We start from the raw sequence: 25,281 nt of genomic DNA, 5'->3' as shown, positions 1-25,281 counted from the left end.
CGCGGCCTCAGGCGATGGGTTGGTGGACGGTGACCAGTTTGGTGCCGTCGGGGAAGGTGGCCTCGACCTGGATTTCCGGGATCATTTCCGGGATGCCTTCCATCACTTGTTCGCGGGTCAGCAGGGTGGTGCCGAAGTGCATCAGGTCGGCCACGGTCTGGCCGTCACGGGCGCCTTCGAGCAGGGCCGCGGAGATGTAGGCCATGGCTTCCGGGTAATTGAGTTTCACGCCGCGCGCCAAACGCCGCTCGGCCACCAGGCCTGCGGTGAAGATCAGCAGCTTGTCTTTTTCGCGTGGGGTCAGGTCCATCGTAGACATCCATAATCGGCAGTTTAAAAGGTTAAATCTTGCAACCCATACCCCTGTAGGAGCTGCCGAAGGCTGCGATCTTTTAAAGATCAAAAGATCGCAGCCTTCGGCAGCTCCTACAGGATAGGCATATTCAGGTGTTCCATATTCTGGGGGGGACCGCTTCGCGGCCAAGTAGCGCTGGCCTGAGCAATCGCCACAAATCAATCAGCCAACCCCGCGCCAACAACGCCTCACTGGCCAGACACCGTGCAACCAGCAACCCGGGCAACTGGGTCAAATCCCCGCGCACGTCGTTGGGCAGCGAGCGGCATTTCTCCAGCAGTTCGCTATCGATCTCACCCGTCGTCACCAACAAGGTGGCAAACACCGGTTGCCCGTCGAGCCCGATGGGCGAATCAAGTAAACCGTCCGCTCCGACAATGCGCTGACGTTCATGCCAGAGCAACAGGCCGTCGCGGCGCACATCCAGTCGTGCCTGGAAATGCCCAAGGTCGAAGCGCTCGCCACTGGCCGGACGGCCCAGGGCCACGACGTCCCAGTAGAACAGACGCGCATCGCCTTCAAGGTCGATGGAGGTGCTGAGTTCAGCCTGGGCCGCACTGAAAATGATCGTCTCCTGGGGCAGCCACTCCAGTGTCGCACCGGCCGCCACCTTCAGATTCAGCTGCTGATAGGCGGGACCCGCGGCGCGATACCACTTGGCCGCGCCGGGGCTGGTGATTTGCGCCCAGGCATTGCCCTCGACGCTGGCCGAAATCTCCAGTCGATCCCCGCCGGCAATTCCGCCGGGTGGGTGGACGATGATGTGCTGGCAGACTTCCGGCCCTTCGGCATACAGGTGCTTTTGTACCCGCAGCGGGCCTTTGTGCCGACGCTGGACCGGGCGTGTGGTGTTGTCGAATCGGGCGTAGCCCAGCTCCAGTTCGGCGTGCCAACTGGGGGTAAACAAAACGCCTGAAGCCGGAAGAGTCATAGTCAATGCTTGTCGAGAGGTCGTCAGGATGTTTGCAAAGGCTGTGCCGCAAGGCATTGCAGGCAGGAGGTGGCTGTTTAGTGTTGTGATGCACCAATAGCGTGCGCAGTCGCAAATTCGGCGCGACAAATTGGTGCCGTGTCAAAAGAAGTGGACCGTGACGCCTCAGATGGTAACGAGCCCACGCACGCCCTCGGCTTCCATATTTTCACCACGCCCCTGTTGCACGATCTCACCCCGGGACATCACCAGGTATTGGTCGGCCAGTTCGGCGGCGAAATCGTAGAACTGCTCCACCAGCAGAATGGCCATGTCGCCCCGGGCCGCGAGCTTTTTGATCACGGCACCGATCTCCTTGATCACCGATGGCTGGATGCCTTCGGTGGGCTCGTCGAGGATCAGCAGGCGAGGGCGGCTGGCCAGCGCGCGGCCGATGGCCAATTGCTGTTGCTGGCCGCCGGACAGATCGCCCCCTCGGCGTTGTTTCATTTGCAGCAGTACCGGGAACAACTCGTAAATGAACGCTGGCACTTCCTTCGCTTCGCCACCGGGAAAACGCGACAGGCCCATCAGCAAGTTTTCCTCGACGGTCAGGCGGCCGAAGATCTCCCGGCCCTGGGGTACGTAGGCAATGCCGGCATGCACGCGCTGGTGCGGCTTGAACGCAGTGATGGGTTTGCCTTCCCAGTTCACCGCGCCTTCCCTGGCCGGCAGCAGGCCCATCAGGCATTTGAGCAGGGTGGTCTTGCCCACGCCGTTGCGCCCGAGCAGACAGGTGACTTCGCCGACCTTCACGTCAAACGTCAGGCCGCGCAGGATGTGGCTTCCGCCGTAGTACTGGTGCAGTTTTTCGACTTGCAGCATTCTCAAATACTCCTCAGTTCCCCTGTGGGAGCGGGCTTGCTCGCGAATGCGGGCTGACATTCAACATTTTCATCGACGGACACACTGCTTTCGCGAGCAAGCCCGCTCCCACATTTGGATGGCATTCACATGCCTATCGACCGAGGTAGACCTCGATCACCCGTTCGTTGTCCTGCACCTGCTCCAGTGAGCCCTCGGCCAGCACGCTGCCCTGATGCAACACGGTGACGTGGTCGGCAATCGAGCCGACGAAGCCCATGTCGTGTTCCACCACCATCAGCGAGTGCTTGCCGGCCAGGCGCTTGAACAGCTCGGCGGTGAATTCGGTTTCGGCGTCGGTCATGCCCGCCACCGGTTCATCGAGCAGCAGCAATTGCGGGTCCTGCATCAGCAGCATGCCGATCTCGAGGAACTGCTTCTGGCCGTGGGACAACAGGCCGGCCGGGCGATTGACCGAGCTGGTCAAGCGAATGGTCTCCAGCACTTCGGCGATACGGTCTTTCTGCTCGCCGCTCAAGCGCGCCCGCAGGCTGGCCCACACCGACTTGTCGGTTTTCTGCGCCAGTTCCAGGTTCTCGAACACGCTCAAGGCTTCGAACACCGTCGGCTTCTGGAACTTGCGGCCGATGCCGGCCTGGGCGATCTGCACTTCGCTCATCTGCGTCAGGTCCAGGGTTTCGCCGAACCAGGCCTTGCCGTGGCCGGGACGGGTCTTGCCGGTGATCACATCCATCAGCGTGGTCTTGCCCGCGCCATTGGGACCGATGATGCAGCGCAGTTCGCCGACGCCGATGTACAGGTTCAAATCGTTCAGCGCCTTGAAGCCGTCGAAGCTGACGCTGATGTCTTCCAGGGTCAGGATGGTGCCGTGGCGCGTATTCAGGCCTTTGCCGGCGCGCTGGCCGAGACCGATGGCGTCACGGCTGCTGCCGGCGTCCTTGTTGGGCTCTACGGGGAAAAACGCCGGCTCGAGCATGAATTCAGCGGTTGCCGTGACTCTCATGATTCACCTCTTTTCTTCAGCAGACCGATCACGCCTTTGGGCAGGTACAGGGTCACGACGATGAACAGTGCGCCGAGGAAGAACAGCCAGTACTCGGGGAAGGCCACGGTGAACCAGCTCTTCATGCCGTTGACCACGCCGGCACCGAGCAACGGACCGATCAGCGTGCCGCGCCCGCCGAGGGCGACCCATACGGCGGCTTCGATCGAGTTGGTCGGCGACATCTCGCTCGGGTTGATGATGCCGACTTGCGGCACGTACAGCGCACCGGCCAGGCCACACAACACCGCGCTCAACACCCAAACAAACAACTTGAACCCGCGCGGATCGTAGCCGCAGAACATCAGGCGGTTCTCCGCATCGCGCAGTGCGGTCAGTACCCGGCCGAACTTGCTCTGCGCCAGGCGCCAGCCGATGTACAGGCTCGCCACCAGCAACAGCACCGTGGCGAAAAACAGCACCGCGCGGGTGCCCGGTTCGGTGATGCCAAAGCCGAGAATGGTGCGGAAGTTGGTGAAGCCGTTGTTGCCGCCAAAACCGGTTTCGTTGCGGAAGAACAGCAACATGCCGGCGAAGGTCAGGGCCTGGGTCATGATCGAGAAATACACGCCCTTGATCCGCGAACGGAAGGCGAAGAAACCGAACACCAGCGCCAGCAACCCCGGCGCCAATACCACCAGGCACAGGGTCCAGAGGAAGCTGCTGGTGCCGGTCCAGAACCACGGCATTTCAGTCCACGACAGGAAGGTCATGAACGCCGGCAAACCATCACCCGAGGCCTGGCGCATCAGGTACATGCCCATGGCATAGCCGCCGAGGGCGAAGAACAGGCCGTGACCGAGGGACAGTAGACCGGCGTAGCCCCAGACCAGATCGAGGGCCAACGCGACAATGGCGTAGCAGAGAATCTTGCCCACCAACGTCAGCGTATAAGCTGAAACATGCAGCGTGCTGTCCACCGGCAACAGCGACAGCAGCGGTAACGCCAGCAGCACAATGAGGATCACTGCGCCGATGGCAATCGAGACTTTGGGGCCGGCTTTTTGGGTCGCGGTAACGAGCAGGGGCTGGTTCATCAGTCGATCACCCGTCCTTTGAGTGCGAAGAGGCCTTGCGGACGTTTCTGGATGAACAGAATGATCAGCGCGAGGATGAGGATCTTGCCGAGCACCGCACCGATCTGCGGTTCGAGAATCTTGTTGGCTATCCCTAAGCCGAATGCCGCCAGCACGCTACCGGCCAACTGGCCGACACCGCCGAGCACCACCACCAGGAACGAGTCGATGATGTAGCTCTGGCCGAGGTCCGGGCCGACGTTGCCGATCTGGCTCAGGGCCACGCCACCGAGACCGGCGATGCCCGAGCCGAGACCGAAGGCGAGCATGTCCACGCGCCCGGTCGGTACGCCGCAGCAGGCGGCCATGTTGCGATTCTGGGTGACCGCTCGCACGTTCAGGCCCAGGCGTGTCTTGTTCAGCAGCAACCAGGTCAGCACCACCACAAACAGCGCAAAGGCAATGATGACGATGCGGTTGTAGGGTAGTACGAGATTGGGCAGCACCTGAATCCCGCCCGACAGCCAGGCCGGGTTGGCCACTTCGACGTTCTGCGCGCCGAACAGCAACCGAACGAGCTGAATCAGCATCAGGCTGATGCCCCAGGTGGCGAGCAGGGTTTCCAGCGGGCGACCATAGAGGTGGCGAATCACCGTGCGCTCCAGCGCCATGCCGATGGCGGCGGTGACGAAAAATGCCACGGGTAGCGCGATCAATGGATAGAACTCGATGGCCTGCGGAGCGAAGCGCTGGAACATCAGTTGCACCACATAGGTCGAGTAGGCGCCGAGCATCAGCATCTCGCCGTGGGCCATGTTGATCACGCCGAGCAGGCCGAAGGTGATCGCAAGGCCCAATGCCGCGAGCAGCAGGATCGAACCGAGGGACATGCCGCTGAACGCCTGGCCCAGCATCTCGCCGACCAGCAGTTTGCGTTTGACCTGGGCGAGGCTGGTTTCAGCGGCGGTGCGCACCATCGCATCGGTTTCAACGCCCGGCTCCAGCAGGCTTTCGAGGCGGGGGCGGGCCAGCGGATCGCCGGTTTCACCGAGAAGGCGCACGGCAGCGAGGCGCACGGCCGGATCGCTGTCGACCAGTTGCAGATTGGCCAGGGCCAGGCTGAGGGCGGCGTGGACGCCTTCATCCGTTTCGCCCGCCAGTTGCCGGTCGAGGAATTTCAACTGCGCCGGTTTGGCGCTCTTCTGCAATTGCTGCGCGGCGGCCAGACGGATTTTGGCGTCGGCGGCGAGCAACTGATGACTGGCCAGGGCCGAGTCGATCAGACCCCGCAGGCGGTTGTTCAGGCGCAGGGTTTTCGGTTGCCCGTCGATGGTCAGTTCGCCTTGCTGCAGGGCATTGATCAATTCGATACGGGCCGGATCGGGCTGCGCGGCCCAGGCTTCCAGAAGTTTGGCTTGCTGCACGGGATTGGCGGCGACGAAGTCTTCGGCGTCATCGGCGTGGGTGGTCATCGGCAACAAGAGCACGATGGCGAGGAGGAAGCGGTAGAGGGCAGTGGGCATAGAGAGTCGCCTGGCTCGGACTAAATGTGAAGGCTGGCTTTTGTGGCGAGGGAGCTTGCTCCCGCTGGGGCGCGAAGCGGCCCCAAAAAAGGACTGCTCCGCAGTCCAACGGGAGCAAGCTCCCTCGCCACAAAAAATGCTCCCACAGGGAGTTGTGTTGGGCCTGAACAATCGTCAGGCCCAATGGCTTTAGTTGCTCTTCACCGCATACTCCGGCTTCTTGTCGTTGCCCTGGATGAACGGGCTCCACGGTTGGGCGCGGATCGGTCCTTCGGTCTGCCACACCACGTTGAACTGACCGTCAGACTGGATCTCACCGATCATCACCGGCTTGTGCAGGTGGTGATTGGTCTTGTCCATGGTCAGCGTGTAACCGGACGGTGCGGCAAAGGTCTGGCCGGCCAGGGCTTCGCGTACTTTGTCGACGTCGGTGGATTTGGCTTTTTCGGCGGCTTGCGCCCACATGTGGATGCCGACATAGGTGGCTTCCATCGGGTCGTTGGTCACCGCTTTGTCGGCGCCCGGCAGGTTGTGTTTTTTGGCGTAGGCTTTCCAGTCATCGACGAATTTCTTGTTCACCGGGTTCTCGACCGATTCGAAGTAGTTCCACGCAGCGAGGTTGCCCACCAGTGGCTTGGTGTCGATGCCGCGCAATTCTTCTTCGCCGACCGAGAACGCCACAACCGGAACGTCGGTGGCTTTCAGGCCCTGGTTGGCCAGTTCTTTATAGAACGGCACGTTGGAGTCGCCGTTGACGGTGGAGATGACGGCGGTCTTGCCGCCCGCCGAGAACTTCTTGATGTTGGCGACGATGGTCTGGTAGTCGCTGTGACCGAAGGGGGTGTAGACCTCTTCGATGTCCTTGTCGGCCACACCTTTGGAGTGCAGGAACGAACGCAGGATCTTGTTGGTGGTGCGCGGGTAGACGTAGTCGGTGCCGAGCAGGAAGTAGCGCTTGGCGCTGCCGCCTTCTTCGCTCATCAGGTATTCAACGGCGGGGATCGCTTGCTGGTTTGGCGCGGCGCCCGTGTAGAACACGTTCGGCGACATTTCTTCGCCTTCGTACTGCACCGGGTAGAACAGCAGGCCATTGAGCTCTTCGAACACCGGCAGTACCGATTTGCGCGACACCGAAGTCCAGCAACCGAACACCACGGCAACCTTGTCCTGGGTCAGCAACTGACGGCCCTTTTCGGCGAACAGCGGCCAGTTCGACGCCGGGTCGACCACCACCGGTTCCAGCATCTTGCCGTTCACGCCGCCCTTGGCGTTGATCTCGTCGATGGTCATCAGCGCCATGTCTTTCAACGACGTTTCGGAGATCGCCATGGTCCCGGACAACGAATGCAGAATACCGACCTTGATGGTCTCGGCGGCCTGGACGGTCCAGGTCATGCCCATTGCGGCAATGGATGCCGAGAGAGTGAAAGCCTTGATCAAACTGCGACGCTTCATTGTGCGATCTCCATGAACTTATGAGTTTTCTTGGTTGGCAGATGCGGACTACTGAAGGGTCTTTAGCAAGGGCTGTGCCCGGTCGGAGAAAGGTACGGGAATGGCGTTTTAGAGCGGTTGTGCGGATTGATGGCGCACCAGGAAGGGACGCGGCAGGCGTATTGGTGCGAGGAGTTGCGCCAGATTGGGGCGGGCAGCATCGATCAATTGTGGGAGCGGGCTTGCTCGCGAAAGCGTCAGGTCAGTCGATTACAGTGTCGACTGATCCACTGCTTTCGCGAGCAAGCCCGCTCCCACAAAGTCAGTGGTGCATTCGCTCAGCTTTTAATGCATGTTTCAAAACCATGTCCGCCACCTTTGTACTCCGGGCCGTAATAGTACTTGGTGAATGAAGTTTTCCCGTCAGGCGTGGAAGCGATGTTCGCTATCCCGACACCGTAGTCCTTGAACGACGGATCCGTATGGGCAAAGTAAATCGCCAGGGAACTCGAGTTGGCGGCGGCAAACCCGTCATACCGGGAGTTGTCGAGCAACGTCAGGGTAAAACCGTAGGCGCCATGTTCGCCGGTACTTTGTTCGGCATTGAGCTTCATGTCGACAACACCTTCAAACGCACCGTCATGGCTGTCCATTCCGGTACATTGATATCGGCCGCTGTAGTCAACGCCAGTAAAGGGGGGCTTGGCTGCCCATGCAGGCGATGAGACAAGTGCGATGGATATGATGATTTTTTTGAACATGGTTACCTCTTTCCGCTCTTGTAGGAGTTGTGACGATTAAGGTGTAGGAATAATCGTCATTGAAGTGCGCGAGTATTTTTTATTATTCAACTCGCGGGAGCGGAGTATGAGCGTGGTAATGGATTTGTTAAGTGCTAACTCAATACGAGGTTTTTCCAGACATAGATGCAGTTTTGAATGTTGTTTTAATTAAACATGGCGTTAACGACGTCGCATCAAACCGATGAAGAACAACCCGCCAATCGCCGCCGTGGCCACCCCGATGGGCAAGTCTTCGGGCGCGATCATCGTCCGGGCGGCGACGTCGACCCAGACCAGAAAGATGCTGCCGAGCAACACGCACACCGGCAGCACTCTTCGGTGTTCAGCCCCGACCAGACGCCGCGCGATGTGCGGCACCATCAGCCCGACAAAGCCGATCGAGCCGCTGATCGACACCAGCACCCCGGTCATCAGCGATGCAATCAGAAATACCCGCAGGCGCACGGTGCGCGCATTCAGGCCCAGGGTCACTGCCGTCTGCTCACCGGCCATCAGCGCATTCAACGGTCGCGCCATGCCCAGCAGCAAGACCAGCCCGAACAACACACTGGCGGTCGGTACCGCCAGCAATTCCCAGCGCGCCAGCCCGAGTCCGCCGAGCATCCAGAACATCACCGCCGAACTGGCTCGATGGTCGCCGAGGAACAGCAACAAATTGGCGATCGCCATCATCACGAACGACACCGCCACGCCGCACAACAACAGACGATCACTGTCGAGGCGACCGTGGCGGCTGGCGGTCATCAGCACCACCAACATGCTCAGCAATGCCCCGATGAAGGCTGCGATCGGCAAGGTCAGCAGGCCAACGATCTCTCCGACATGCAACACCACGATCACCGCGCCCAATGTCGCGCCGGACGTGACGCCGAGTAGATGCGGGTCAGCCAGGGGGTTGCGCGTCACCGCTTGCAGCACCGCGCCGATCAGTGCCAGCCCTGCGCCCACCAACGCACCGAGCAGCATGCGCGGGACACGGATCAGCCAGACGATATGCTCCTGCCCGGGGCTCCAGTCCGGCACACCGAAGCCGAACAGCTTGTGCAGCAGGATGCGCCACACCACGTCCAGCGGTACCCGCGCCGGGCCGAAACCCAGGGACACTACGCATGACACCAGCAATAGCGCACCGAGGGCGATCAGCAACAGGGCGTAGCGACGGTTGATCATTCGCCGTGGAAACCCTTGGCCAGGGTGGCGACCGCCAGCACGTTATCGATCCCCGGCGTGGCCTGCACGTACGGGATGACGATGAAGCGCCGGTGCTTGATCGCGTCCACCGATTGCAGGGCCTTGTTGGCCAGCAGGAACTGAATCTTCTGTTCGGCGGTGATTTCGCTGTAGTCGACGATCACGATCACCTGCGGGTTGTGTTCGACCACGCTTTCCCAGTTGACCCGGGTCCAGCTTGCGTCGACATCCTCCAGGATGTTGCGCCCGCCAGCGGCGTCGATCAGCGCTTGCGGCATGCCCAGGCGGCCTGAAGTCATGGCCCGGTCTTCGCCGCTGTCGTACAGGAAGACCCGCGGTCTTTGCGCGGGCAGGGTTTTGCGAATGTCCGCCACTTGCGCCTGCATGTGGGCGACCAGGGCGTTGGCGCGGTCCTGCACGTCGAAGATCCTGCCGAGGTTGCGCAGGTCGTTGTAGGTGTCTTCGAGGCTGGCCGGTGGGCGCTTCATCACGAAGGCGCAGGATTCGCTCAGCTCATACACATTGATGCCCAGCGGCTGCAGGGTCTGCGGAGTGAGATCGCCGCCGACCCGCATGCCGTAGTCCCAACCGGCGAAGAGGAAATCGACGTTGGCATCGAGCAGGGTTTCCACTGACGGGTACTTGGCCGCCAGCTCCGGCAGGCCGTCGAGCAGCGACTGCATGTCGGGTGTCACCGCCTTCCAGCCACTGACGCCGCTGTAGCCGGCCATTCGTGATTTGAGGCCGAGGGCGAGCATCATCTGGGTCATGTTGATGTCGTGGCTGAGGGCGTGTTGCGGTGCTTGCGTGAAGGTCACTTCGCGGTTGCAGCTTTTGACTGTCAGCGGGTAATGGGTGGCTTCGGCCAAGGCCTGGGCGCTGATCGACAGCATCACGAGGCAGAGGCCGGAGCGCAGCAGGGAACGCAAATTCATGGTTGGGTTATCCAGGTGATTCGTGGGTAGCCGTGCAGCGGATGGTCATCAATAAGCGCTTCGACGCCAAACACATTGCGCAGCAGGGCGGCGGTGAGCACCTCTTGCGGCGTGCCGCTGGCGACGATGCGGCCATGGTTGATCACGTACAGCCGGTCACAAAAAGCCGCCGCCAGGTTGAGGTCGTGGATGCTCGCCAGGGTGCCGATGTTCAGGTGCTTGACCAACTTCAACAGCTCAAGCTGATAGCGTGGGTCGAGGTGGTTGGTCGGCTCGTCGAGGATCAGCAGTTGCGGTTGCTGGGCCAGGGCGCGGGCGAGGATTACCCGCTGTTTCTCACCGCCTGAGAGTGTGGCGAACTCATGGTCATCGAAGCCCTTGAGGCCGACGGACTCGAGCGCCTGATGAATGAGTATCGAGTCCTCGAGCGTGTCACCATCGAACAGGCCTTTGTGCGGCGTGCGGCCCATGGCGACCACTTCCTCGACGGTCAGACCGAAGGCGTCGGGGAACTCCTGCAAGACCACGGCGATGCGTTGCGCACACCAGCGTGAAGACTGTTTCCAGACATTCTGGTGATCGAGCCTGACCTCGCCGTGCTCCGGTTTGCTGAAGCGCCAGGCACAACGCAACAGGCTGGTCTTGCCACTGCCATTGGGGCCGATCAACCCGACGAACTCACCGGCGGCGACGTGCACGGAGGCATCACGCAGCTGGAACTGATGGTGGCAATGGCCGTGGCTCAGGGGCGTCCAGGAAATGTTTGCGAGGTTCAGCGAGGTCATGCAAATGCTCTTGGTACATCGGTGGTGCGGCTGGCCCCATCGCGAGCAGGCTCGCTCCCACATTGGAACACGGTCAAATGTGGGAGCGAGCCTGCTCGCGAAGAGAGCCGAGGTGACATGCGGGGGAGTTTACAGCCCCTTGCGCCCCGCGCATCTCAGCTGTTTCATGATCAAGATGAGGCGCTCTCAGTCTGCCGGGTAAAACGCGACAGCAGCACACGATCCAGCACCCACACCACCACCAGCGAAGCGCCCACCAACGGGAAGGCCACCGCGAGGGCGAACATGATCACCATGGCGGTTTTCCATTTCGGCAGGTCGTGACGCAGCGGCGGTACGCCGAGTTTTCCTTGCGGACGACGCTTCCACCAGATCACCACGCCGCTGACCGCGCTGAGCAGGATCATCAGGCAGATCAGCAACACGATGATCTGATTGAGCGTGCCGAACATCTTGCCTTCGTGCAGCATCACGCCGATTTCCGTGGCGCGGGCGACGGCGCCATATTGCTCGTAACGCACATCGGCAAGGACCTTGCCGGTGTACTGGTCGATGTGCAAGGTGGCGTCATTGCGCGGGTCATCGGCGGACACCGCGATGGTGAACACACCGGTGGCGGTCGTTGGCAAGGTGATGCTGTAGCCCGGCTCGACCTTGCTTTGGGTGGCGATGTTTTGCACGTCCTGCAGGCTGATGGTCGGTGCGGCCGGGCCGGCTTGCGCGCCATCGTGGGCCATGTGTTCGGCGTGGCCGCCGGACATTGGCATCGGCGTGTTTTCCATGGCCCAGGGCACGGTCTGGCGCGTGGCGCTGTTGAGGCTGCGCGCCTCGACGTCGGACTTCGGTACGTTGTCCCACATTGCCGCCGGAAAGACGTTCCACACGGCCGCGTATTGCTGGCCCCAGAAGCCGGTCCAGGTCATCCCGCTGAGCAGCATCACCAGCAACAGGGCGGCGCCCCAGAACCCGGTGACGGCATGCAAGTCCCGCCAAAGCACCCGCCCGCGACTGCTCAGGCGTGGCCACAGAATGCCGGCGGCCTGACCGCGCGGCCACCACAGGAATACCCCGGAAACCACCAGCACCACACCCCAGCCGGCGGCCAGTTCGATCAGCCGATCACCGACGGTGCCGATCATCAGTTCGCCGTGAATCGCGCGCGCAATGGCTTGCAGGTTCTTCTTGGCGTCTTGCTCGCCGAGGATGTCGCCTTGGTACGGATCGACAAAAACGTTCAGCTCGTTGCCACCGTTGAGCACGACAAACTGGGCGCTGCGTTCGGCATTGACCGGTGGCAGGTACTGTTTGATCGTTGCCTGGGGATACGCATCTTTTACCCGCTTGAGCAGGTCGTCGGCCGGGACGGTGTGATGACCGGCCGGCACGTTGAGCAGGCTGCTGTACATCAGCGAATCGAGTTGCGGCTTGAACAGGTAAATGGTGCCGGTCAGGGCCAGCATCACCATGAATGGCGCAACGAACAATCCGGCATAGAAATGCCAGCGCCAGGCCAGGTTGTAGAAGTTCACTTTGGGCTGTTTCATCACGTGTGCTCCGCTTGGCTGGATCTTTTAGTTGTTTGTTTTGCGGTTGCTGCGCAACCGATCGCGGGCAAGCCCGCTCCCACAGAGGGAGCGGGGCCCTCAAGGGTTAGAAACTCATGTCCACCTTGGTCCAGAGCGTGCGCCCCGGCTCCTTGATGGCCTGCGGGTCATTGGCCGGGTAGCCGAAACCTGCGTTGCCGGCCAGGTTCAAGTGCTCGGCGTAAGCCTTGCCGAACAGGTTGTCGACGCCGCTGCTGACCTTCCAGTGGCTGTTGATCCGATAGGCACCGTTGAGGGAGAACACGCCGAACCCCGGCGTCTTGCCGAAGTCCTTGCCGACCACGTTGCCCTTGTTCTGGTCGATACGGTTTTGTGCGGCGACCACTCTCCACAGTGCGCCGGCACTCCAGTTGTCTTCGCTGTAGGTCAGGCCGAAACGGGCATCCAGCGGCGGCATCTGCGGCAATGCAGAGCCATCGCTGCTGTTCTTGCCCCAGGCGTAGGCCAGGGTCGCGTCGGCTTTCCAGTGTTCAGTGAGGCTGTACGCGGCGCCCAGTTCGCCGCCCATGATTCGTGCGTCGATGTTCTCGGCTTGCGAGGTCGTGCCCATCATCGTCGGGGTGTAGTTGAACAGGATGTAATCGCGCACCTGCCCGACGTAACCCGAGGCCCAGGCTTCGAGTGTTTCGGTCTTGTATTGCAGGCCGAAATCGAGCTGGGTGGTTTTTTCCGGTTTGATCGAATCGAAGGCATTCACCGATCCGGCGGGGCCGGAGTTGGGCGAAAACAGCTCCCAATAATCCGGGAACCGCTGGGTGTGACCGAGGCCCGCGTACAAGGTGGTCGGGCTGTCGGCCAGGTCATGCTCGTAGCGGATGAAGCCGCTTGGCAGGGTGTCGGCGCGGGTGTCGTCGGCGGTCGGATTCGGGCGGGTCATCATTCCCGAGCCGATGGTCTGCCGATAGTCCTTGGCCGAGGCGCGGTCCAGGCGTGCGCCGCTGATCAAACGGTCACGGTCGGCGGCGTACCAGGTCAGTTCGCCGAACACACCGTAGTTATGAAAGTCGGCATCCTTGGTGTAGGGCAGGTCCTTGTAGGCGTCGATGCCCATGGTGCTGCGCTGGCGATGTTCGTTGGTCTGTGCGTCGATGCCACTGATCAGTTGCACATCAGCCCAGCGCCAGGTGGCCTTGATCCGCGCGCCGAGGGTGCGGCGGTCGACGTTGGAGGCCATGGGGCCGGCCATCATGCCGGTACCGGACGGCGTGCGCAGGGTGTAGTTGTCCATCACGTGGTCGGCATAGTTGTAGTAGACCTGCGCCTCGACCGTATCCAGCACATCGCCGATGTTGGATTTCTCGAAGCGCAGGCCGAGGCTTTCGCGCAGGAACTGCGAACCGTCCATGCTGCGCCCGGCGTAGCGCGCTTCACCGTCACCCTTGCCGGCGGTCAGCTCCAGCAGGGTATCGGCATCCGGGGTCCAGCCGAGTGCGACGTCGCCGTTCCATTTGTCGTAGCGCGATGGGACGGTGTCGTTGTTGCCATCCTGATAGTCGTCTGCATGTGCGGTGTTGCCGATTACCCGCACGTAGCCCAGTGGCCCGCCGGCAGCGGCGTCCACCAGTTTGTCGAAGCGCCCGTTGGAGCCGGCCAGCACGCTGGCATTCACCCTCGTGCCGAGTTCACCGAAGCTTTCCGGCTCGCGTTCGAACAGGATGGTGCCGGCCGAAGCGCCCGGTCCCCAGAGCACGGTTTGCGGGCCTTTGATCACGGTCAGCTTGTCGTAGGTTTCCGGCGAAATGTAGGAGGTCGGCGCGTCCATCCGCCCAGGGCAGGCGCCGAGCATCATGCCGCCGTTGGTGAGGATGTTCAGCCGCGAGCCGAACATGCCGCGCAGCACTGGGTCGCCGTTGGTGCCGCCGTTGCGCACCTGGGCGAAACCGGGAATGGTTTTCAGGTAATCCGAGCCGTCGCTGGCCGGCACCGGTTGGCGCGGGTCCTTGGGGTTGGTGACGATGGTCAATGGCGAGCTGGGGGCAACGGCGGTAATCACCGTCGGGCTCAGTTCTTCAGTGTGACCGGCGTGTTCATCGGCCAGCGCGGAAGGCGCCAGCAATGCACTGCACAAAATCGCAGTGGCGTGCCTGAAACGAATGCCGGATTCGTTTTGGGCCATGGAGACTTGAGCTGGGCTCAAGCCTGTGTCAGCAGAAAACCTGGACATGAAATTTCCATCGTACAGTCGTAAACGACACGGCCGGCAGCCTGAAGCTGTCCCTGTGGGAGCGGGCTTGCTCGCGAAAGCGGTGTGTCAGGCGACATCTGCGTTGACTGACACTCCCTCTTCGCGAGCAAGCCCGCTCCCACCGGTTGCTTGGGTTGTCTTGCGGACCGTGTGAGATCGGAGGTGGGTGTTTACGCGACGGAAGGCGGGGCGCGGGTGCGGGCGCCGGGGAAGAAGGTTTGCCGGGCATGGCCCTGGCGCGGAGAAGGCGTGGTGAAGGTGTTGACGGGGGGAATGACAAAGTTGGCGAAGGACAGGCCACCGGTCAGCGCCGGGCAATTGAACAGCAGGCTGCAATAGCCGCACTTTTCCCACAGCACATGGTGCCCCGGGGCAGGCGGGCAATGTTCGGCGGAGGTTTGCTTGCCGTGGTCGGCATGCTCCATCGCCGACATGTCCATGCTCATACCCGCAGGCATGCTCATCGACATGGCGCGCGAATCCATCGGCATCGACTGGGAAATCAGCGGACCGATAAAGATCATCAGCATGGCGAACAGGCTGATCCAGCTGCCGCGTGTCAAGCTCAATGCCTGACAGCGTGTCCTGGATGACCTGGCGCTAAGCGGGCGCATGGGCGTTTTCAGCTCAGGTGATTACGGATTGTGCACGTGCGCTTGCATGCCGTCCGGCGCCTGCTTCTGCACCGCGACTTCGACCGTCACGTCACCGGCCTTCTCGAAGTGCAGCGTCATGGGAAAGCGCTTGCCGTCAACCAGCAGGCTGCGGTCCTTGAGGCCCAGCAACATCACGTGATAGGCCATCGGTGCGAAAGTGACCTCGCCACCGGCGGGCACTTCCACGCTCGGTACGTGCTGCATTTTCATCATGTCGCCTTGCATCACGTGCTCATGCAATTGCGCTTCGCCGGCAATGGGGGTGTCGACGCTGAGCAGGCGGTCGGCGGTCTTGCCTTCATTGTCGATCACGAAATACGCCGCAACGGTGGGCGCATTGGGCGGCAACTCCTGGGACCACGGATGGGCGATTTCCAGCGTGCCGACCTTGTATTCGTGGGCATTGGCAAAGCAGGCAGGCAGCAGCAACGCAGCCAGAACGATGAGTTTGTTCAACATGGCAGTTCTCCGGAACGATTTAAAACGCAGTCAATTGCGAGAAAAAATCACACCAGAGGGGACGCGCGGGGGTTGAGACTCGGCCATTGCTGGCGCGGCGACGGGCTGTCGAGCGAGGTGGCAGGCAGGCTTCGGTTGGATTCGAAGTGCGCGAAATACAGCTGTGGCGCATGCCCCGGCAACGCCACCAATGGCGCAGACCCCGAACAGCACCAGCAATGCTGCATGTTGGAATGATCGTCGTTTTGCGGGGCTTTCTGTTCAAGGTCGCCGATGGAGATCGCCACCATCCTGGTGCCGCTGGCGCTGCAGAAACTGCCCCACAACAACTGTTCGGCAGGTGAATTCGACGTTTGCGCCATCGCTCCGGACATCGGCATGGCAAGCAAATTGAACAGCACTGCGAAGCAGGCTATCCAGGCAATTGCGAGCCGTTGTCGGGACATGGGACAAAATCCGTTTGGGTGGGCGATCAGGCGCGGGCTATTTAGCCTGATCAGGGCCGATAAGTAAAAACGCGGTGTGCGGTTTGGTGTCGCAGTGCGTTGCGTCCATTGATTTCATCATAGCCGCGAATTCCAGAATGCCAGCACCGCTTAAACATTGTTCAGAATCTCAAGAGAGTCAGTCGTTCCTTAAAGGTTTGTACGTAAAGTCTGAGTGACTGGCAGGTTCCAGCCTTTGCGTTACCACTGATGGCGCCTTCGCGGGCAAGCCCACTCCCACAGGGTTTCTTTATCTAGCCCTGGATTTGTGCTCGGTGAAGTCCACTGTGGGAGCGGGCTTGCCCGCGAAGGCGTCCTGACGTGTTCGCAAAAATCAGATCAATTGCTGCTCTGCCATTACCTGCAGTATCTCGGCCACCGCCGCAAACTCTCGCTCAACCCCAGGCAACTCCGGTCGTTTCAATACAATCACCGGCACCCCACGCTCACGCGCCACTTCCAGCTTCGGCTCGGTCGCCGTGCTGCCGCTGTTCTTGCTGATCAATACGTCGATCTGCCGACGTTCGAACAATGCTCGTTCATCCTCAATCAGGAATGGCCCCCGTGCGCCGATCACTTCGCAGCGCGCGTTGCCCGGATAGACGTCCAGCGCGCGCAGGGTCCAGAATTGCTCCGCAGGAATTTCATCCAGATGTTGCAGGGGCTCGCGACCGAGGGTGAACAGTGGTCGGCGGAAGGGTTTCAGGGCTTCGATCAGTTCGGCCCAATCGGCAACTTCCCGCCAGTCATCACCCGCCCGGGCTTGCCAGGCCGGACGCCGTAGCGCCCAGCAGGGAACACCGCTCAAGCGCGCGGCGGTCGCAGCGTTCTGGCTGATTTGGGCGGCGTAGGGGTGAGTGGCGTCAACCAGCAGTTCGATACCTTCATCGCGAATGAATTGCGCCAGACCCTCGGCACCGCCGTAACCTCCCACGCGGATCTGACATTGCAGGTCCGTCGGCACCCGGCCGATACCGGCCAGGCTGTAAATGTGCTGCGGCCCCAGCGTGCGGGCAATGGCCAGGGCTTCGGTCACACCGCCGAGCAACAGGATGCGCTTCATTGAAAAGCACCTGCATGGCCGACAATCCCGCCCTGGCGATCGATGGCAAAGACTTCCACCTGAACCTGCGCCGGCACCACGCTGCGGGCAAAGTCCAGGGCGTGCTGGCAGACTGCATCGCCCAGGGCTACTCCGGCTGCAGCGGCCATGGCCAGTGCCTGCTGGCTGGTGTTGGCCTCGCGGATGCTTTGCTGCAATGCCGTATCGGCGCCGACCTGTGCGGCCCATTGCGCCAGTTGCGGCAGGTCGATGCTCGAATGACGACTGTGCAAATCCATATGCCCGGCCGCCAGTTTGCTGATCTTGCCGAATCCACCGCACAGGCTGAGCTTGTCCACGGGCACTTTGCGCAGGTGCTTGAGTACGGCACCGACGAAGTCGCCCATTTCGATCAGGGCAATTTCCGGCAAGTTGTAGACCTGGCGCATGGTGTCTTCGCTGGCGTTGCCGGTACAGGCGGCGATGTGCAGGTAACCGTTGGTTTTCGCCACGTCGATGCCCTGGTGGATCGAGGCAATGTAGGCCGCGCATGAAAACGGCCGGACGATGCCGCTGGTGCCGAGGATCGACAGTCCGCCAAGAATGCCCAGGCGTGGGTTCATGGTTTTCAGTGCCAGTGCCTCGCCATTCTCGACATTGACCGTCACGTCGAAACCGCCGGCATAACCGAGTTCGTCGGCCAGTCCCGCCAGGTGATCGCCGATCATTTTGCGTGGCACCGGGTTGATCGCCGGTTCGCCGACACCCAGCACCAGCCCGGGCCGGGTCACGGTGCCGACGCCGCGGCCGGCATGGAAGCGAGTCCCCGGCTCGGCGCTCAGGCGCACCTGCGAGTAGAGCAGGGCACCATGGGTCACGTCGGGATCGTCGCCGGCGTCCTTGAGGGTTCCCGCTTCGGCGCCGTCCCCGGTGAGGCGGCAGAACTCCAGGCGCATCTGCACGTGCTTGCCTTTGGGCAGCACGATGTCCACCGCATCGGCCCTTACACCGGCCAACAGCAAGCGTGCGGCAGCGAGGCTGGTAGCGGTGGCGCAACTGCCGGTGGTCAGGCCACTGCGCAGCGGTGCGGGTTGTTCGGCGGTTTCGTCACGCATCGAAGGGCTTCGTCACGTCCAGCAAGGTAATCGGCAGGGCCTGACGCCAGGTGTCGAAGTCGCCCAGCGGTTGAGCCTGCGCGATATGAATCCGCGTCAACTCTCCGCCGTGTTGTTCGCGCCAGGCCATCAGGGTCATTTCACTTTGCAGGGTGACCGCATTGGCAATCAGCCGGCCACCGGGTTTGAGTTTGGCCCAGCATGTATCCAGCACGCCTTCACGGGTGACACCGCCGCCGATGAAAATCGCGTCCGGTCGCTCCAGGCCGACCAAGGCCTGCGGAGCACTGCCGCGAACCAGTTGCAGACCGGGAACGCCAAGGGCATCGCGGTTATGTTCGATCAACGCCTGGCGGCCGTCATCCGCCTCGATGGCCAGTGCACGGCAACCGGGGTGGGAGCGCATCCATTCGATGCCGATCGAGCCACTGCCGGCACCGACATCCCACAACAGTTCGCCGGGGATCGGGGCCAGGCGCGCGAGGGTGATGGCGCGCACATCGCGTTTGGTCAATTGGCCGTCGTGCCTGAAGGCCGAGTCCGGCAGTCCGGCCAGTCGGGACAGCCGCAACGTGTTCGGCTCTGCGATGCACTCGATGGCGATCAGGTTCAGATCGGCGATCGGCGGATCGTTCCAGTCGCTGGCGATACCGTCTACACGCCGCTCGGCCTCGCCGCCCAGGTGTTCCAGCACGGTGAGACGACTGAGACCGAAGCCTCGTTCGCGCAACAGTGCAGCGATGGCGGCGGGGCTGCGGCCGTCGTTGCTCAATACCAGCAAGCGTACGCCGCTGGACAGTTGGGCATTGAGTGCGGCGATCGGCCGGGCCACCACCGAAAGGGTGACCACGTCCTGCAAGGGCCAGCCCATTCGCGCAGCGGCCAGTGAGCAGGAGGAGGGCGCGGGGAGCGTCAGCATCTCGGCGGCGGGGAGTTGCCGGGCCAGGCTGGCGCCGACGCCGAAGAACATCGGATCGCCACTGGCCAGGACACAAACGGGTTCGCCACGTCTGGCCAGGACCGGATCAAGGGAAAAAGGACTTGGCCACAATTGCCGTTCGCCACGGATGCAGGCTGGCAGCAGATCCAGTTGTCGTTGACCGCCAATGATCCGCGAAGCCTTCAGCAGAGCATGTCGGGCATTTTTTCCAAGCCCCTTGAAGCCGTCCTCTCCGATGCCTACTACTGTCAGCCAGGGGGTCATGCTGTTCCTCATCTATCAATCGAAGCCAAATCACGGAGCCGGTCCGTGCCGGGCTGGCGGTTGCGCATCATACCGCGGCGCGGCATTCGCCTGTCGTGATCGGATGAAAGCGTGCTTTTGACCGTGATGACACCGTTCAAGTGTCAGGGTATTCAATCTTATGATGGTTTGCGCAGTTCGAATCTCTTCATGGCGATCTCGCGAATCTTTTTTTCAATCCATAGTTTGTTGTTTTCGAGTTTGTATCTGTCCAGTTTAAGGCTGGCCCGTCGCTGGGTGATTTGTGCATCCTGATCTTCCCAGTTCCAGAACAAAAAACCATTTTTTCTTGTAGTGACTTCCAATTCAAGATTAAAGACGGCTATTTCAAGGAAACCCTTTGAATCGTAGCGTGCAGGTATTACCTGAAAGCCTTCTCCCATAAGACTTTCTTTATCCAGCGAAAACAGCGCTGAATTGTCGGGCTTCAGCGCGTCGAGCGTGTCTATCATGGCAATGCCTTGTCGGGAGTCCCGCATCCCTTCAGCGCTTTGCACCAGAAAGTCCGCAACGCTGTGTGTAATGACGCTACGGGTGCGGGTGAAAATCGCGTCTTCAAAAACAGACCAACCCAGGTATTTCATCGTAAATACATACTCATCCAGCCACTTGAACGAATCAGCGAAGCGACTACAAAGCATGTCGGCGGACTTTGTGGCTATTTGCGTGCAATCGGTAAGGTCTTCGTAATCTTGCGGTGAGATTTCGTCTATGCATGAAGTAAGGCTGTGTCCGGTTAATACTCCAGGCAGGTTGTTTTTGCTCATGTGTTGTTCCTGATAGTTATCTGTTTGATATGTTTGCTATCGTTGTTTGCGAATGAAAAGTACAGGAGTCGATAGGGGGGTGAAACAAGAGCGGGTTGTGAAGTTGATTTTTGTTGTCAGTATTTTTTGCGGCGTTTATGCCTGACATGAGCCAGTACGACTCGTGCGCCAGAACAAACACTCTGACGCCGGAGCCAGGCGCTTTTCGTCGTCCATCTGCCTGGACTTTTCATCCCGCCTGACAAAGCAGGCATAATGCTGCCCTTCGCCTCGTACCGGTCATCCAGTGAATTCTCGTCAGAAATCCAACCCTTTACGCCCTTCGGCCTGTCCCGGATTACTGCGTATCGTCCAGGCGTTGGACGGCGGCATTTGCCGAATCAAACTCAGCAGTGGTTCCATGCGCACACAGCAGGCTGTCGCCGTGGCCGATGCAGCCGAGCGATATGCCGGTGGTGTGATCGAGGCGACCAACCGCGGCAACTTGCAGATTCGTGGCATCGGCAACGAACAGGCCGCCTTGATCGACTGCCTGCTTGCCGCAGGATTGGGCCCGAGCCATGCGGCGGGTGACGATGTGCGCAATCTGATGCTCAGCCCCGCCGCCGGGTTCGATCGGCAGATGCTGTTCGATACCCGTGCACTTGCCGATCGGATTTTGGCCATGGTGCAACAGCACGAACGCTTTCACGATCTCAGTGCCAAGTTCGCTGTGCAGCTCGATGGCGGCGAGGCTCTGGCGATGCTTGAGCATCCCCACGACCTGTGGCTCGCGGCCTTCGAGCGAAACGGTGAGCAACGGCTGGCGTTTGGGTTGGCCGGATGCCCGACGGACCAACCGGCCGGTTCGGTCGCGCTCGACGATGGCCATGCCCTGGTCGTCGCGGTGCTTGAGTTGTTCCTTGAATGGGCGCGCCCCGAGCAGACGCGGATGCGTCATTTGCTGGCCGAGTACTCGATCGAGCACGTTCTGCTTCGGCTGGCTGAGCGTGTATCGATGCAAGCGGTTGTCGATTGGCAGCGGGTTTCGGTTGGCAGCGATTTGCACATCGGCGCCCATCCCCAGGCCGAGTCCGGCGTTGTCTATGTGGGGGCTGTCCCGCCACTGGGGCGGCTCGATCCGACGATGCTGAGAGGGGTGGCGCAAGTGGCCTGCGAACTCGGTGATTCGAGTCTGCGTTTCACGCCCTGGCAAAGCCTGCTGGTGCCCAATGTCCGCGCGGAAAATGCCGCTGAGGTCATTCGGCGACTGCAGTGTCTGGGGCTGCAGTGCGAAGCCGATCAGCCATTGTCCAGGCTGATCGCCTGCACCGGCTCAAACGGTTGCGCCAAAGGCCTGGCCGAGACCAAGGGCGATGCCCTGCAATTGGCCGCGCTGCTGCGCCGCCACGGACCGGCGCTCAACATACACCTGAGCGGTTGCCCGCGCTCCTGCGCCGCCGCGCATATTGCGCCCGTCACCTTGCTGGCCGTCACCCCCGGTCACTACGATCTATATTTTCGCGATGCAGCGCAGCCGGGTTTCGGTGCGCTGCACGCACACAACCTTACTATTGAAGCGGTCGCGGCCTTGCTCGACGCCCGCTCACGGAGCCCCCTTGATGCTTGATTACATCCGCGACGGTCAGGAGATCTATCGCAACTCCTTCGCGATCATTCGCGCCGAGGCCAACCTCGACCGAATTCCGGCCGATCTGGAGAAACTCGCGGTCCGTGTGATTCACGCCTGCGGCATGGTCGAGGCCATCGACGGTCTGCAGTTTTCCGAAGGGGCGGGCAAGGCCGGGCGTGATGCGCTGGCGGCCGGCGCGCCGATTTTGTGCGATGCGCGAATGGTCTCCGAAGGCGTGACCCGCGCGCGGTTGCCGGCGAACAATCCGGTGATCTGCACCTTGCGCGACGAAAGCGTTCCGGAACTGGCCCGTGAATTGGGCAACACCCGCTCAGCCGCTGCGCTGGAACTGTGGCGTCCCCATCTGGAAGGTAGCGTGGTGGTCATCGGCAACGCTCCGACGGCGCTGTTCTATTTGCTGGAAATGCTCGACGCCGGTGCGCCGAAACCGGCGCTGATCCTCGGCTTCCCTGTAGGTTTCGTCGGCGCCGCCGAATCCAAGGCAGCGCTGGCGGCTGACAGCCGTGGCGTGCCGTTTGTCATCATGCAGGGTCGCCTGGGCGGTAGCGCCATGGCTGCCGCCGCCGTCAATGCCCTCGCCACGGAGATCGAATGATGCAGCAACCTGGACGTTTGATCGGCCTTGGTGTCGGTCCCGGTGATCCGGAACTGATTACCGTCAAGGCGCTGCGGCTGCTGCGCGAGTCGCCTGTAGTGGCGTACTTCGTCGCCAAGGGCAAGAAGGGCAACGCCTTCGGTATCATCGAAGCCCACCTGCAAGACGCACAGAATTTGTTGCCACTGGTGTACCCGGTGACCACCGAAGCCTTGCCGGCGCCGTTGTCCTACGAGCAAGTGATCAGCGACTTCTATGATGACGCTGCCGCAGAACTGGCCGCGCATCTGGACGCAGGCCGCGATGTGGCGGTGATCTGTGAGGGCGACCCGTTCTTCTACGGTTCCTACATGTACCTGCACGACCGGCTCGCCCAGCGTTATCAGGCTGAAGTCGTGCCTGGCGTGTGCTCGATGCTCGGCGGTGCTTCGGTGCTCGGTGCGCCGCTGGTGTATCGCAATCAGAGTCTGTCGGTGTTGTCCGGTGTGCTGCCGCACGACGAACTCAAGCGTCGCCTGGCCGATGCCGATGCGGCGGTGATCATGAAACTGGGACGCAATTTCCCCAAGGTCCGCCAGGTGCTGGAAGAGCTCGGCCTGGCCGAGCGTGCGCTGTACGTCGAACGCGCAACCATGGCCAACCAGAAGATCGTGCCGCTGGATCAGGTCGAGCCGATGTCTTCGCCGTACTTCTCGTTGATCATCGTTCCCGGTGAAAGGTGGCAAGGCTGATGACCCGTCCAGTTCCGGCGATTGTCATTCTCGGCAATGGCAGCCTCGCGACCGCGCGCAGGATTCAACAGCTTTATCCCGATGCGCTGATCCACGGCCTGGCTGAACGGGTCGAAGGCGCGGATCGGGTCTATCACGAATTCGGTGCGACCCTGCGCGAGCTCTATCAACAGGGCACACCGGTGATTGCCCTGTGCGCCGCCGGGATCGTGATCCGCACCCTGGCGCCGTTGTTGCTGGAGAAAGGCGCAGAGCCCCCAGTGCTGGCCGTTGCCGAAGATGGCAGTGCCGTGGTGCCGCTGCTCGGCGGTCTGGGAGGGGTCAATGTCATCGCCCGCGAAGTGGCGGCGCATCTGGATGTGGCGCCGGCCATCACCACCAGTGGTGAACTGCGTTTCGGTACCTGCCTGCTGAATCCTCCCCAGGGGTATGCATTGGGCGACCTGGCGTTGGGCAAGCGCTTCGTTTCCGATTTGCTGGCCGGGGAAACGGTGCGCATCGAAGGTTCGGCGCCTTGGTTGGCAGGCGCGCAACTGCCCGAGAATGAACAGGCGCGGCTGATTGTTCACGTCGGTCATGCCCGGCGCGAGCCGGCCGCCAACGAATTGCTGATCTATCCACGCAACGTGTTGGTTGCCGTGGCGGGCGAATCGATGCCTGTGTCAGAGACCATTCGCGAGGCATTGCATCAGGCCGGAATCGCCGCGCAATCGGTGGCTTGCCTGTTGGCTGCCGACACCGAAATGAGCAGCTCCACCTTGCGTGAAGTGGCGCTTGAGTTGGGTGTGCCGTTGCGTTTTGTCAGTTCGGCTGGTGTGGCCGGCGAACTGGTGCGGCACGCCATCGGGCAACCTGTCTCCATTGTCGGTGATGACACTATTGCCATTGCTGTCGCCGAACAGCCGCTGGACCCTTTGCATATCGGCCGCCCTCGCGGACGTCTGGCGGTGATCGGTCTTGGGCCGGGAGCTGCCGAGTTGATGGTGCCGGCGGTGAAGGCGGAACTGGCTCGTGCCAACGATGTGCTCGGCTACGAAACCTACGTGCGCATGGCCGGCCCGTTCCGTGCAGACCAGGTCCTGCACTGCACCGATAACCGTGAAGAAATGCAGCGTGCCCGACACGCCTTCGAACTGGCGGCTCAAGGGCGGTCGGTGGTGGTGGTTTCGTCCGGCGATCCGGGTGTTTTTGCCATGGCAGCTGCTGTGCTGGAGGCGCTTCACGAGTCCAGCGATGGCGCATGGCACGGCGTCGATCTCGAGATCTTGCCGGGAGTCTCTGCTTCGTTGGCAACGGCTGCCCAGGCGGGTGCGCCTTTGGGTCATGACTTCTGTGTGTTGTCACTGTCGGACAACCTCAAGCCGTGGGCGATCATCGAGAAACGTCTGGATCTGGCCGCTCAGGCCGACCTGGCACTGGCTTTCTACAATCCGATTTCGCGTTCGCGGCCGTGGCAATTGGGCCGGGCGCTGGAGATTGTCGGCCAGCACCGTGAGCCGGCGACTCCGGTCGTGTTGGGGCGCGATATTGGCCGCCCCGGTCAGACCTTGCGGGTCACCACGCTGGGGCAACTGAGCGTTGATCAGGTGGACATGCGAACGATGGTTCTTATTGGCTCGTCGACCACTCGGGTGTTCCCTCGCCTGGACGGTAGTACCTGGGTTTACACGCCGCGCAGTTACGGCGACAAACTGACTCCAATCCAATAGTTATAGTTCTTCTCTGCTGAGTAGCATCAGGCCACTATTTATGAGTAGTGGCCTGGTTGTTGCTGATTGTTTGTGTTGTTAGTGATGGGTGGTGGATATACATATGTTGTATTTAGTTGCGGTTGATAGTTGGGATTGGCCGCGCTAGGTTTAGGGCGCTCCAGGACGGGGCGTTTAT

General features: G+C 61.4%; 24 protein-coding genes. 4 read left to right on the top strand and 20 right to left on the bottom strand.

The features are described 5' to 3' along the window. Positions 1-7: 7 nt before the first annotated feature. From KW838_RS12720 to KW838_RS12625, 20 genes are all read right to left on the bottom strand, one after another. Entirely contained in the window at positions 8-310 is a 303-nt protein-coding gene (locus tag KW838_RS12720) for an urease subunit gamma (RefSeq protein WP_007945249.1), read from the bottom strand. Between the two features lie 133 nt (positions 311-443). Next, entirely contained in the window at positions 444-1,286 is an 843-nt protein-coding gene (locus KW838_RS12715; protein ID WP_218501358.1) for an urease accessory protein UreD, read from the bottom strand. A gap of 165 nt (positions 1,287-1,451) precedes the next feature. Then, positions 1,452-2,150 carry an urea ABC transporter ATP-binding subunit UrtE gene (gene urtE, locus KW838_RS12710; protein ID WP_218501255.1) on the bottom strand — a complete coding sequence of 233 codons (699 nt, stop codon included), beginning with the start codon at positions 2,148-2,150 and terminating at the stop codon, positions 1,452-1,454. A gap of 133 nt (positions 2,151-2,283) precedes the next feature. Then, positions 2,284-3,153 carry an urea ABC transporter ATP-binding protein UrtD gene (urtD, locus tag KW838_RS12705; RefSeq protein ID WP_218501254.1) on the bottom strand — a complete coding sequence of 290 codons (870 nt, stop codon included), beginning with the start codon at positions 3,151-3,153 and terminating at the stop codon, positions 2,284-2,286. Next, positions 3,150-4,229, bottom strand: coding sequence for an urea ABC transporter permease subunit UrtC (gene urtC, locus KW838_RS12700; protein ID WP_102700441.1), 1,080 nt, complete (start codon positions 4,227-4,229; stop codon positions 3,150-3,152). Before urtC ends, urtD begins: the two co-directional genes overlap by 4 nt. Then, positions 4,229-5,731: an urea ABC transporter permease subunit UrtB gene (gene urtB / locus KW838_RS12695; protein ID WP_218501253.1), complete on the bottom strand. Its 1,503-nt coding sequence runs from the start codon at positions 5,729-5,731 to the stop codon at positions 4,229-4,231. Before urtB ends, urtC begins: the two co-directional genes overlap by 1 nt. A gap of 189 nt (positions 5,732-5,920) precedes the next feature. Further along, positions 5,921-7,186, bottom strand: coding sequence for an urea ABC transporter substrate-binding protein (gene urtA / locus KW838_RS12690; RefSeq protein WP_007979634.1), 1,266 nt, complete (start codon positions 7,184-7,186; stop codon positions 5,921-5,923). Between the two features lie 317 nt (positions 7,187-7,503). Continuing rightward, positions 7,504-7,926 carry a hypothetical protein gene (locus KW838_RS12685; protein ID WP_218501252.1) on the bottom strand — a complete coding sequence of 141 codons (423 nt, stop codon included), beginning with the start codon at positions 7,924-7,926 and terminating at the stop codon, positions 7,504-7,506. A gap of 201 nt (positions 7,927-8,127) precedes the next feature. Continuing rightward, complete coding sequence (locus KW838_RS12680; RefSeq protein ID WP_218501251.1) at positions 8,128-9,138, bottom strand: iron ABC transporter permease; 1,011 nt, start codon at positions 9,136-9,138, stop codon at positions 8,128-8,130. After that, a complete protein-coding gene (locus KW838_RS12675) occupies positions 9,135-10,094 on the bottom strand; it encodes an ABC transporter substrate-binding protein (RefSeq protein WP_218501250.1) in 960 nt (319 codons plus the stop codon). Before KW838_RS12675 ends, KW838_RS12680 begins: the two co-directional genes overlap by 4 nt. After that, a complete protein-coding gene (locus tag KW838_RS12670; protein WP_218501249.1) occupies positions 10,091-10,879 on the bottom strand; it encodes an ABC transporter ATP-binding protein in 789 nt (262 codons plus the stop codon). Before KW838_RS12670 ends, KW838_RS12675 begins: the two co-directional genes overlap by 4 nt. Positions 10,880-11,049: 170 nt before the next feature. After that, entirely contained in the window at positions 11,050-12,423 is a 1,374-nt protein-coding gene (locus KW838_RS12665) for a PepSY domain-containing protein (RefSeq protein WP_218501248.1), read from the bottom strand. Between the two features lie 106 nt (positions 12,424-12,529). Further along, complete coding sequence (locus tag KW838_RS12660) at positions 12,530-14,599, bottom strand: TonB-dependent copper receptor (RefSeq protein WP_371317834.1); 2,070 nt, start codon at positions 14,597-14,599, stop codon at positions 12,530-12,532. Between the two features lie 239 nt (positions 14,600-14,838). Beyond that, a complete protein-coding gene (locus tag KW838_RS12655) occupies positions 14,839-15,282 on the bottom strand; it encodes a DUF2946 domain-containing protein (RefSeq protein ID WP_102700451.1) in 444 nt (147 codons plus the stop codon). A 21-nt stretch (positions 15,283-15,303) separates the two neighbouring features. Next, positions 15,304-15,783, bottom strand: a complete 480-nt coding sequence (locus KW838_RS12650) for a copper chaperone PCu(A)C (protein WP_102700452.1) — start codon at positions 15,781-15,783, stop codon at positions 15,304-15,306. A 47-nt stretch (positions 15,784-15,830) separates the two neighbouring features. Then, positions 15,831-16,229: a DUF2946 domain-containing protein gene (locus KW838_RS12645; RefSeq protein ID WP_218501246.1), complete on the bottom strand. Its 399-nt coding sequence runs from the start codon at positions 16,227-16,229 to the stop codon at positions 15,831-15,833. A 373-nt stretch (positions 16,230-16,602) separates the two neighbouring features. After that, positions 16,603-17,331: a cobalt-precorrin-6A reductase gene (locus KW838_RS12640; protein WP_218501245.1), complete on the bottom strand. Its 729-nt coding sequence runs from the start codon at positions 17,329-17,331 to the stop codon at positions 16,603-16,605. Then, positions 17,328-18,425 carry a cobalt-precorrin-5B (C(1))-methyltransferase gene (locus KW838_RS12635; protein ID WP_218501244.1) on the bottom strand — a complete coding sequence of 366 codons (1,098 nt, stop codon included), beginning with the start codon at positions 18,423-18,425 and terminating at the stop codon, positions 17,328-17,330. The genes KW838_RS12640 and KW838_RS12635 overlap by 4 nt, the downstream gene beginning before the upstream one ends. After that, positions 18,418-19,629 carry a precorrin-6y C5,15-methyltransferase (decarboxylating) subunit CbiE gene (cbiE, locus tag KW838_RS12630; RefSeq protein ID WP_218501243.1) on the bottom strand — a complete coding sequence of 404 codons (1,212 nt, stop codon included), beginning with the start codon at positions 19,627-19,629 and terminating at the stop codon, positions 18,418-18,420. The genes KW838_RS12635 and cbiE overlap by 8 nt, the downstream gene beginning before the upstream one ends. A gap of 158 nt (positions 19,630-19,787) precedes the next feature. Further along, positions 19,788-20,435 carry a hypothetical protein gene (locus tag KW838_RS12625; RefSeq protein ID WP_102700457.1) on the bottom strand — a complete coding sequence of 216 codons (648 nt, stop codon included), beginning with the start codon at positions 20,433-20,435 and terminating at the stop codon, positions 19,788-19,790. Between the two features lie 286 nt (positions 20,436-20,721). Between KW838_RS12625 and cobG the strand changes: the two genes are divergently transcribed. Genes cobG through cobJ form a run of 4 tightly spaced genes read left to right on the top strand, consistent with a single transcriptional unit; the run spans position 20,722 to position 25,103 of the window. Then, positions 20,722-22,044 (top strand): precorrin-3B synthase, encoded by a 1,323-nt coding sequence (gene cobG, locus KW838_RS12620; protein ID WP_218501242.1) that lies wholly within the window; start codon positions 20,722-20,724, stop codon positions 22,042-22,044. Then, positions 22,037-22,663, top strand: a complete 627-nt coding sequence (locus KW838_RS12615) for a precorrin-8X methylmutase (RefSeq protein ID WP_007979603.1) — start codon at positions 22,037-22,039, stop codon at positions 22,661-22,663. Before cobG ends, KW838_RS12615 begins: the two co-directional genes overlap by 8 nt. Next, complete coding sequence (locus KW838_RS12610; protein WP_095964814.1) at positions 22,663-23,394, top strand: precorrin-2 C(20)-methyltransferase; 732 nt, start codon at positions 22,663-22,665, stop codon at positions 23,392-23,394. Before KW838_RS12615 ends, KW838_RS12610 begins: the two co-directional genes overlap by 1 nt. Further along, positions 23,394-25,103, top strand: coding sequence for a precorrin-3B C(17)-methyltransferase (cobJ, locus tag KW838_RS12605; RefSeq protein ID WP_218501241.1), 1,710 nt, complete (start codon positions 23,394-23,396; stop codon positions 25,101-25,103). Before KW838_RS12610 ends, cobJ begins: the two co-directional genes overlap by 1 nt. Positions 25,104-25,281: the final 178 nt, after the last annotated feature.

Origin of the sequence: Pseudomonas sp. PDM27, assembly GCF_019219205.1 — a bacterium.
GTDB lineage: Bacteria > Pseudomonadota > Gammaproteobacteria > Pseudomonadales > Pseudomonadaceae > Aquipseudomonas > Aquipseudomonas laurylsulfatiphila.
This window is presented reverse-complemented; position numbering and strand designations above follow the sequence as displayed.

Excerpts from the sequence above, each read along its gene's own strand:
- KW838_RS12720 (WP_007945249.1), bottom strand. The coding sequence starts at position 310 with ATGGACCTGACCCCACGCGAAAAAGACAAGCTGCTGATCTTCACCGCA.
- KW838_RS12715 (WP_218501358.1), bottom strand. The coding sequence starts at position 1,286 with ATGACTCTTCCGGCTTCAGGCGTTTTGTTTACCCCCAGTTGGCACGCC.
- urtE (WP_218501255.1), bottom strand. The coding sequence starts at position 2,150 with ATGCTGCAAGTCGAAAAACTGCACCAGTACTACGGCGGAAGCCACATC.
- urtD (WP_218501254.1), bottom strand. The coding sequence starts at position 3,153 with ATGAGAGTCACGGCAACCGCTGAATTCATGCTCGAGCCGGCGTTTTTC.
- urtC (WP_102700441.1), bottom strand. The coding sequence starts at position 4,229 with ATGAACCAGCCCCTGCTCGTTACCGCGACCCAAAAAGCCGGCCCCAAA.
- urtB (WP_218501253.1), bottom strand. The coding sequence starts at position 5,731 with ATGCCCACTGCCCTCTACCGCTTCCTCCTCGCCATCGTGCTCTTGTTG.
- urtA (WP_007979634.1), bottom strand. The coding sequence starts at position 7,186 with ATGAAGCGTCGCAGTTTGATCAAGGCTTTCACTCTCTCGGCATCCATT.
- KW838_RS12685 (WP_218501252.1), bottom strand. The coding sequence starts at position 7,926 with ATGTTCAAAAAAATCATCATATCCATCGCACTTGTCTCATCGCCTGCA.
- KW838_RS12680 (WP_218501251.1), bottom strand. The coding sequence starts at position 9,138 with ATGATCAACCGTCGCTACGCCCTGTTGCTGATCGCCCTCGGTGCGCTA.
- KW838_RS12675 (WP_218501250.1), bottom strand. The coding sequence starts at position 10,094 with ATGAATTTGCGTTCCCTGCTGCGCTCCGGCCTCTGCCTCGTGATGCTG.
- KW838_RS12670 (WP_218501249.1), bottom strand. The coding sequence starts at position 10,879 with ATGACCTCGCTGAACCTCGCAAACATTTCCTGGACGCCCCTGAGCCAC.
- KW838_RS12665 (WP_218501248.1), bottom strand. The coding sequence starts at position 12,423 with ATGAAACAGCCCAAAGTGAACTTCTACAACCTGGCCTGGCGCTGGCAT.
- KW838_RS12660 (WP_371317834.1), bottom strand. The coding sequence starts at position 14,599 with ATGGCCCAAAACGAATCCGGCATTCGTTTCAGGCACGCCACTGCGATT.
- KW838_RS12655 (WP_102700451.1), bottom strand. The coding sequence starts at position 15,282 with ATGCGCCCGCTTAGCGCCAGGTCATCCAGGACACGCTGTCAGGCATTG.
- KW838_RS12650 (WP_102700452.1), bottom strand. The coding sequence starts at position 15,783 with ATGTTGAACAAACTCATCGTTCTGGCTGCGTTGCTGCTGCCTGCCTGC.
- KW838_RS12645 (WP_218501246.1), bottom strand. The coding sequence starts at position 16,229 with ATGTCCCGACAACGGCTCGCAATTGCCTGGATAGCCTGCTTCGCAGTG.
- KW838_RS12640 (WP_218501245.1), bottom strand. The coding sequence starts at position 17,331 with ATGAAGCGCATCCTGTTGCTCGGCGGTGTGACCGAAGCCCTGGCCATT.
- KW838_RS12635 (WP_218501244.1), bottom strand. The coding sequence starts at position 18,425 with ATGCGTGACGAAACCGCCGAACAACCCGCACCGCTGCGCAGTGGCCTG.
- cbiE (WP_218501243.1), bottom strand. The coding sequence starts at position 19,629 with ATGACCCCCTGGCTGACAGTAGTAGGCATCGGAGAGGACGGCTTCAAG.
- KW838_RS12625 (WP_102700457.1), bottom strand. The coding sequence starts at position 20,435 with ATGAGCAAAAACAACCTGCCTGGAGTATTAACCGGACACAGCCTTACT.
- KW838_RS12615 (WP_007979603.1), top strand. The coding sequence starts at position 22,037 with ATGCTTGATTACATCCGCGACGGTCAGGAGATCTATCGCAACTCCTTC.
- KW838_RS12610 (WP_095964814.1), top strand. The coding sequence starts at position 22,663 with ATGCAGCAACCTGGACGTTTGATCGGCCTTGGTGTCGGTCCCGGTGAT.
- cobJ (WP_218501241.1), top strand. The coding sequence starts at position 23,394 with ATGACCCGTCCAGTTCCGGCGATTGTCATTCTCGGCAATGGCAGCCTC.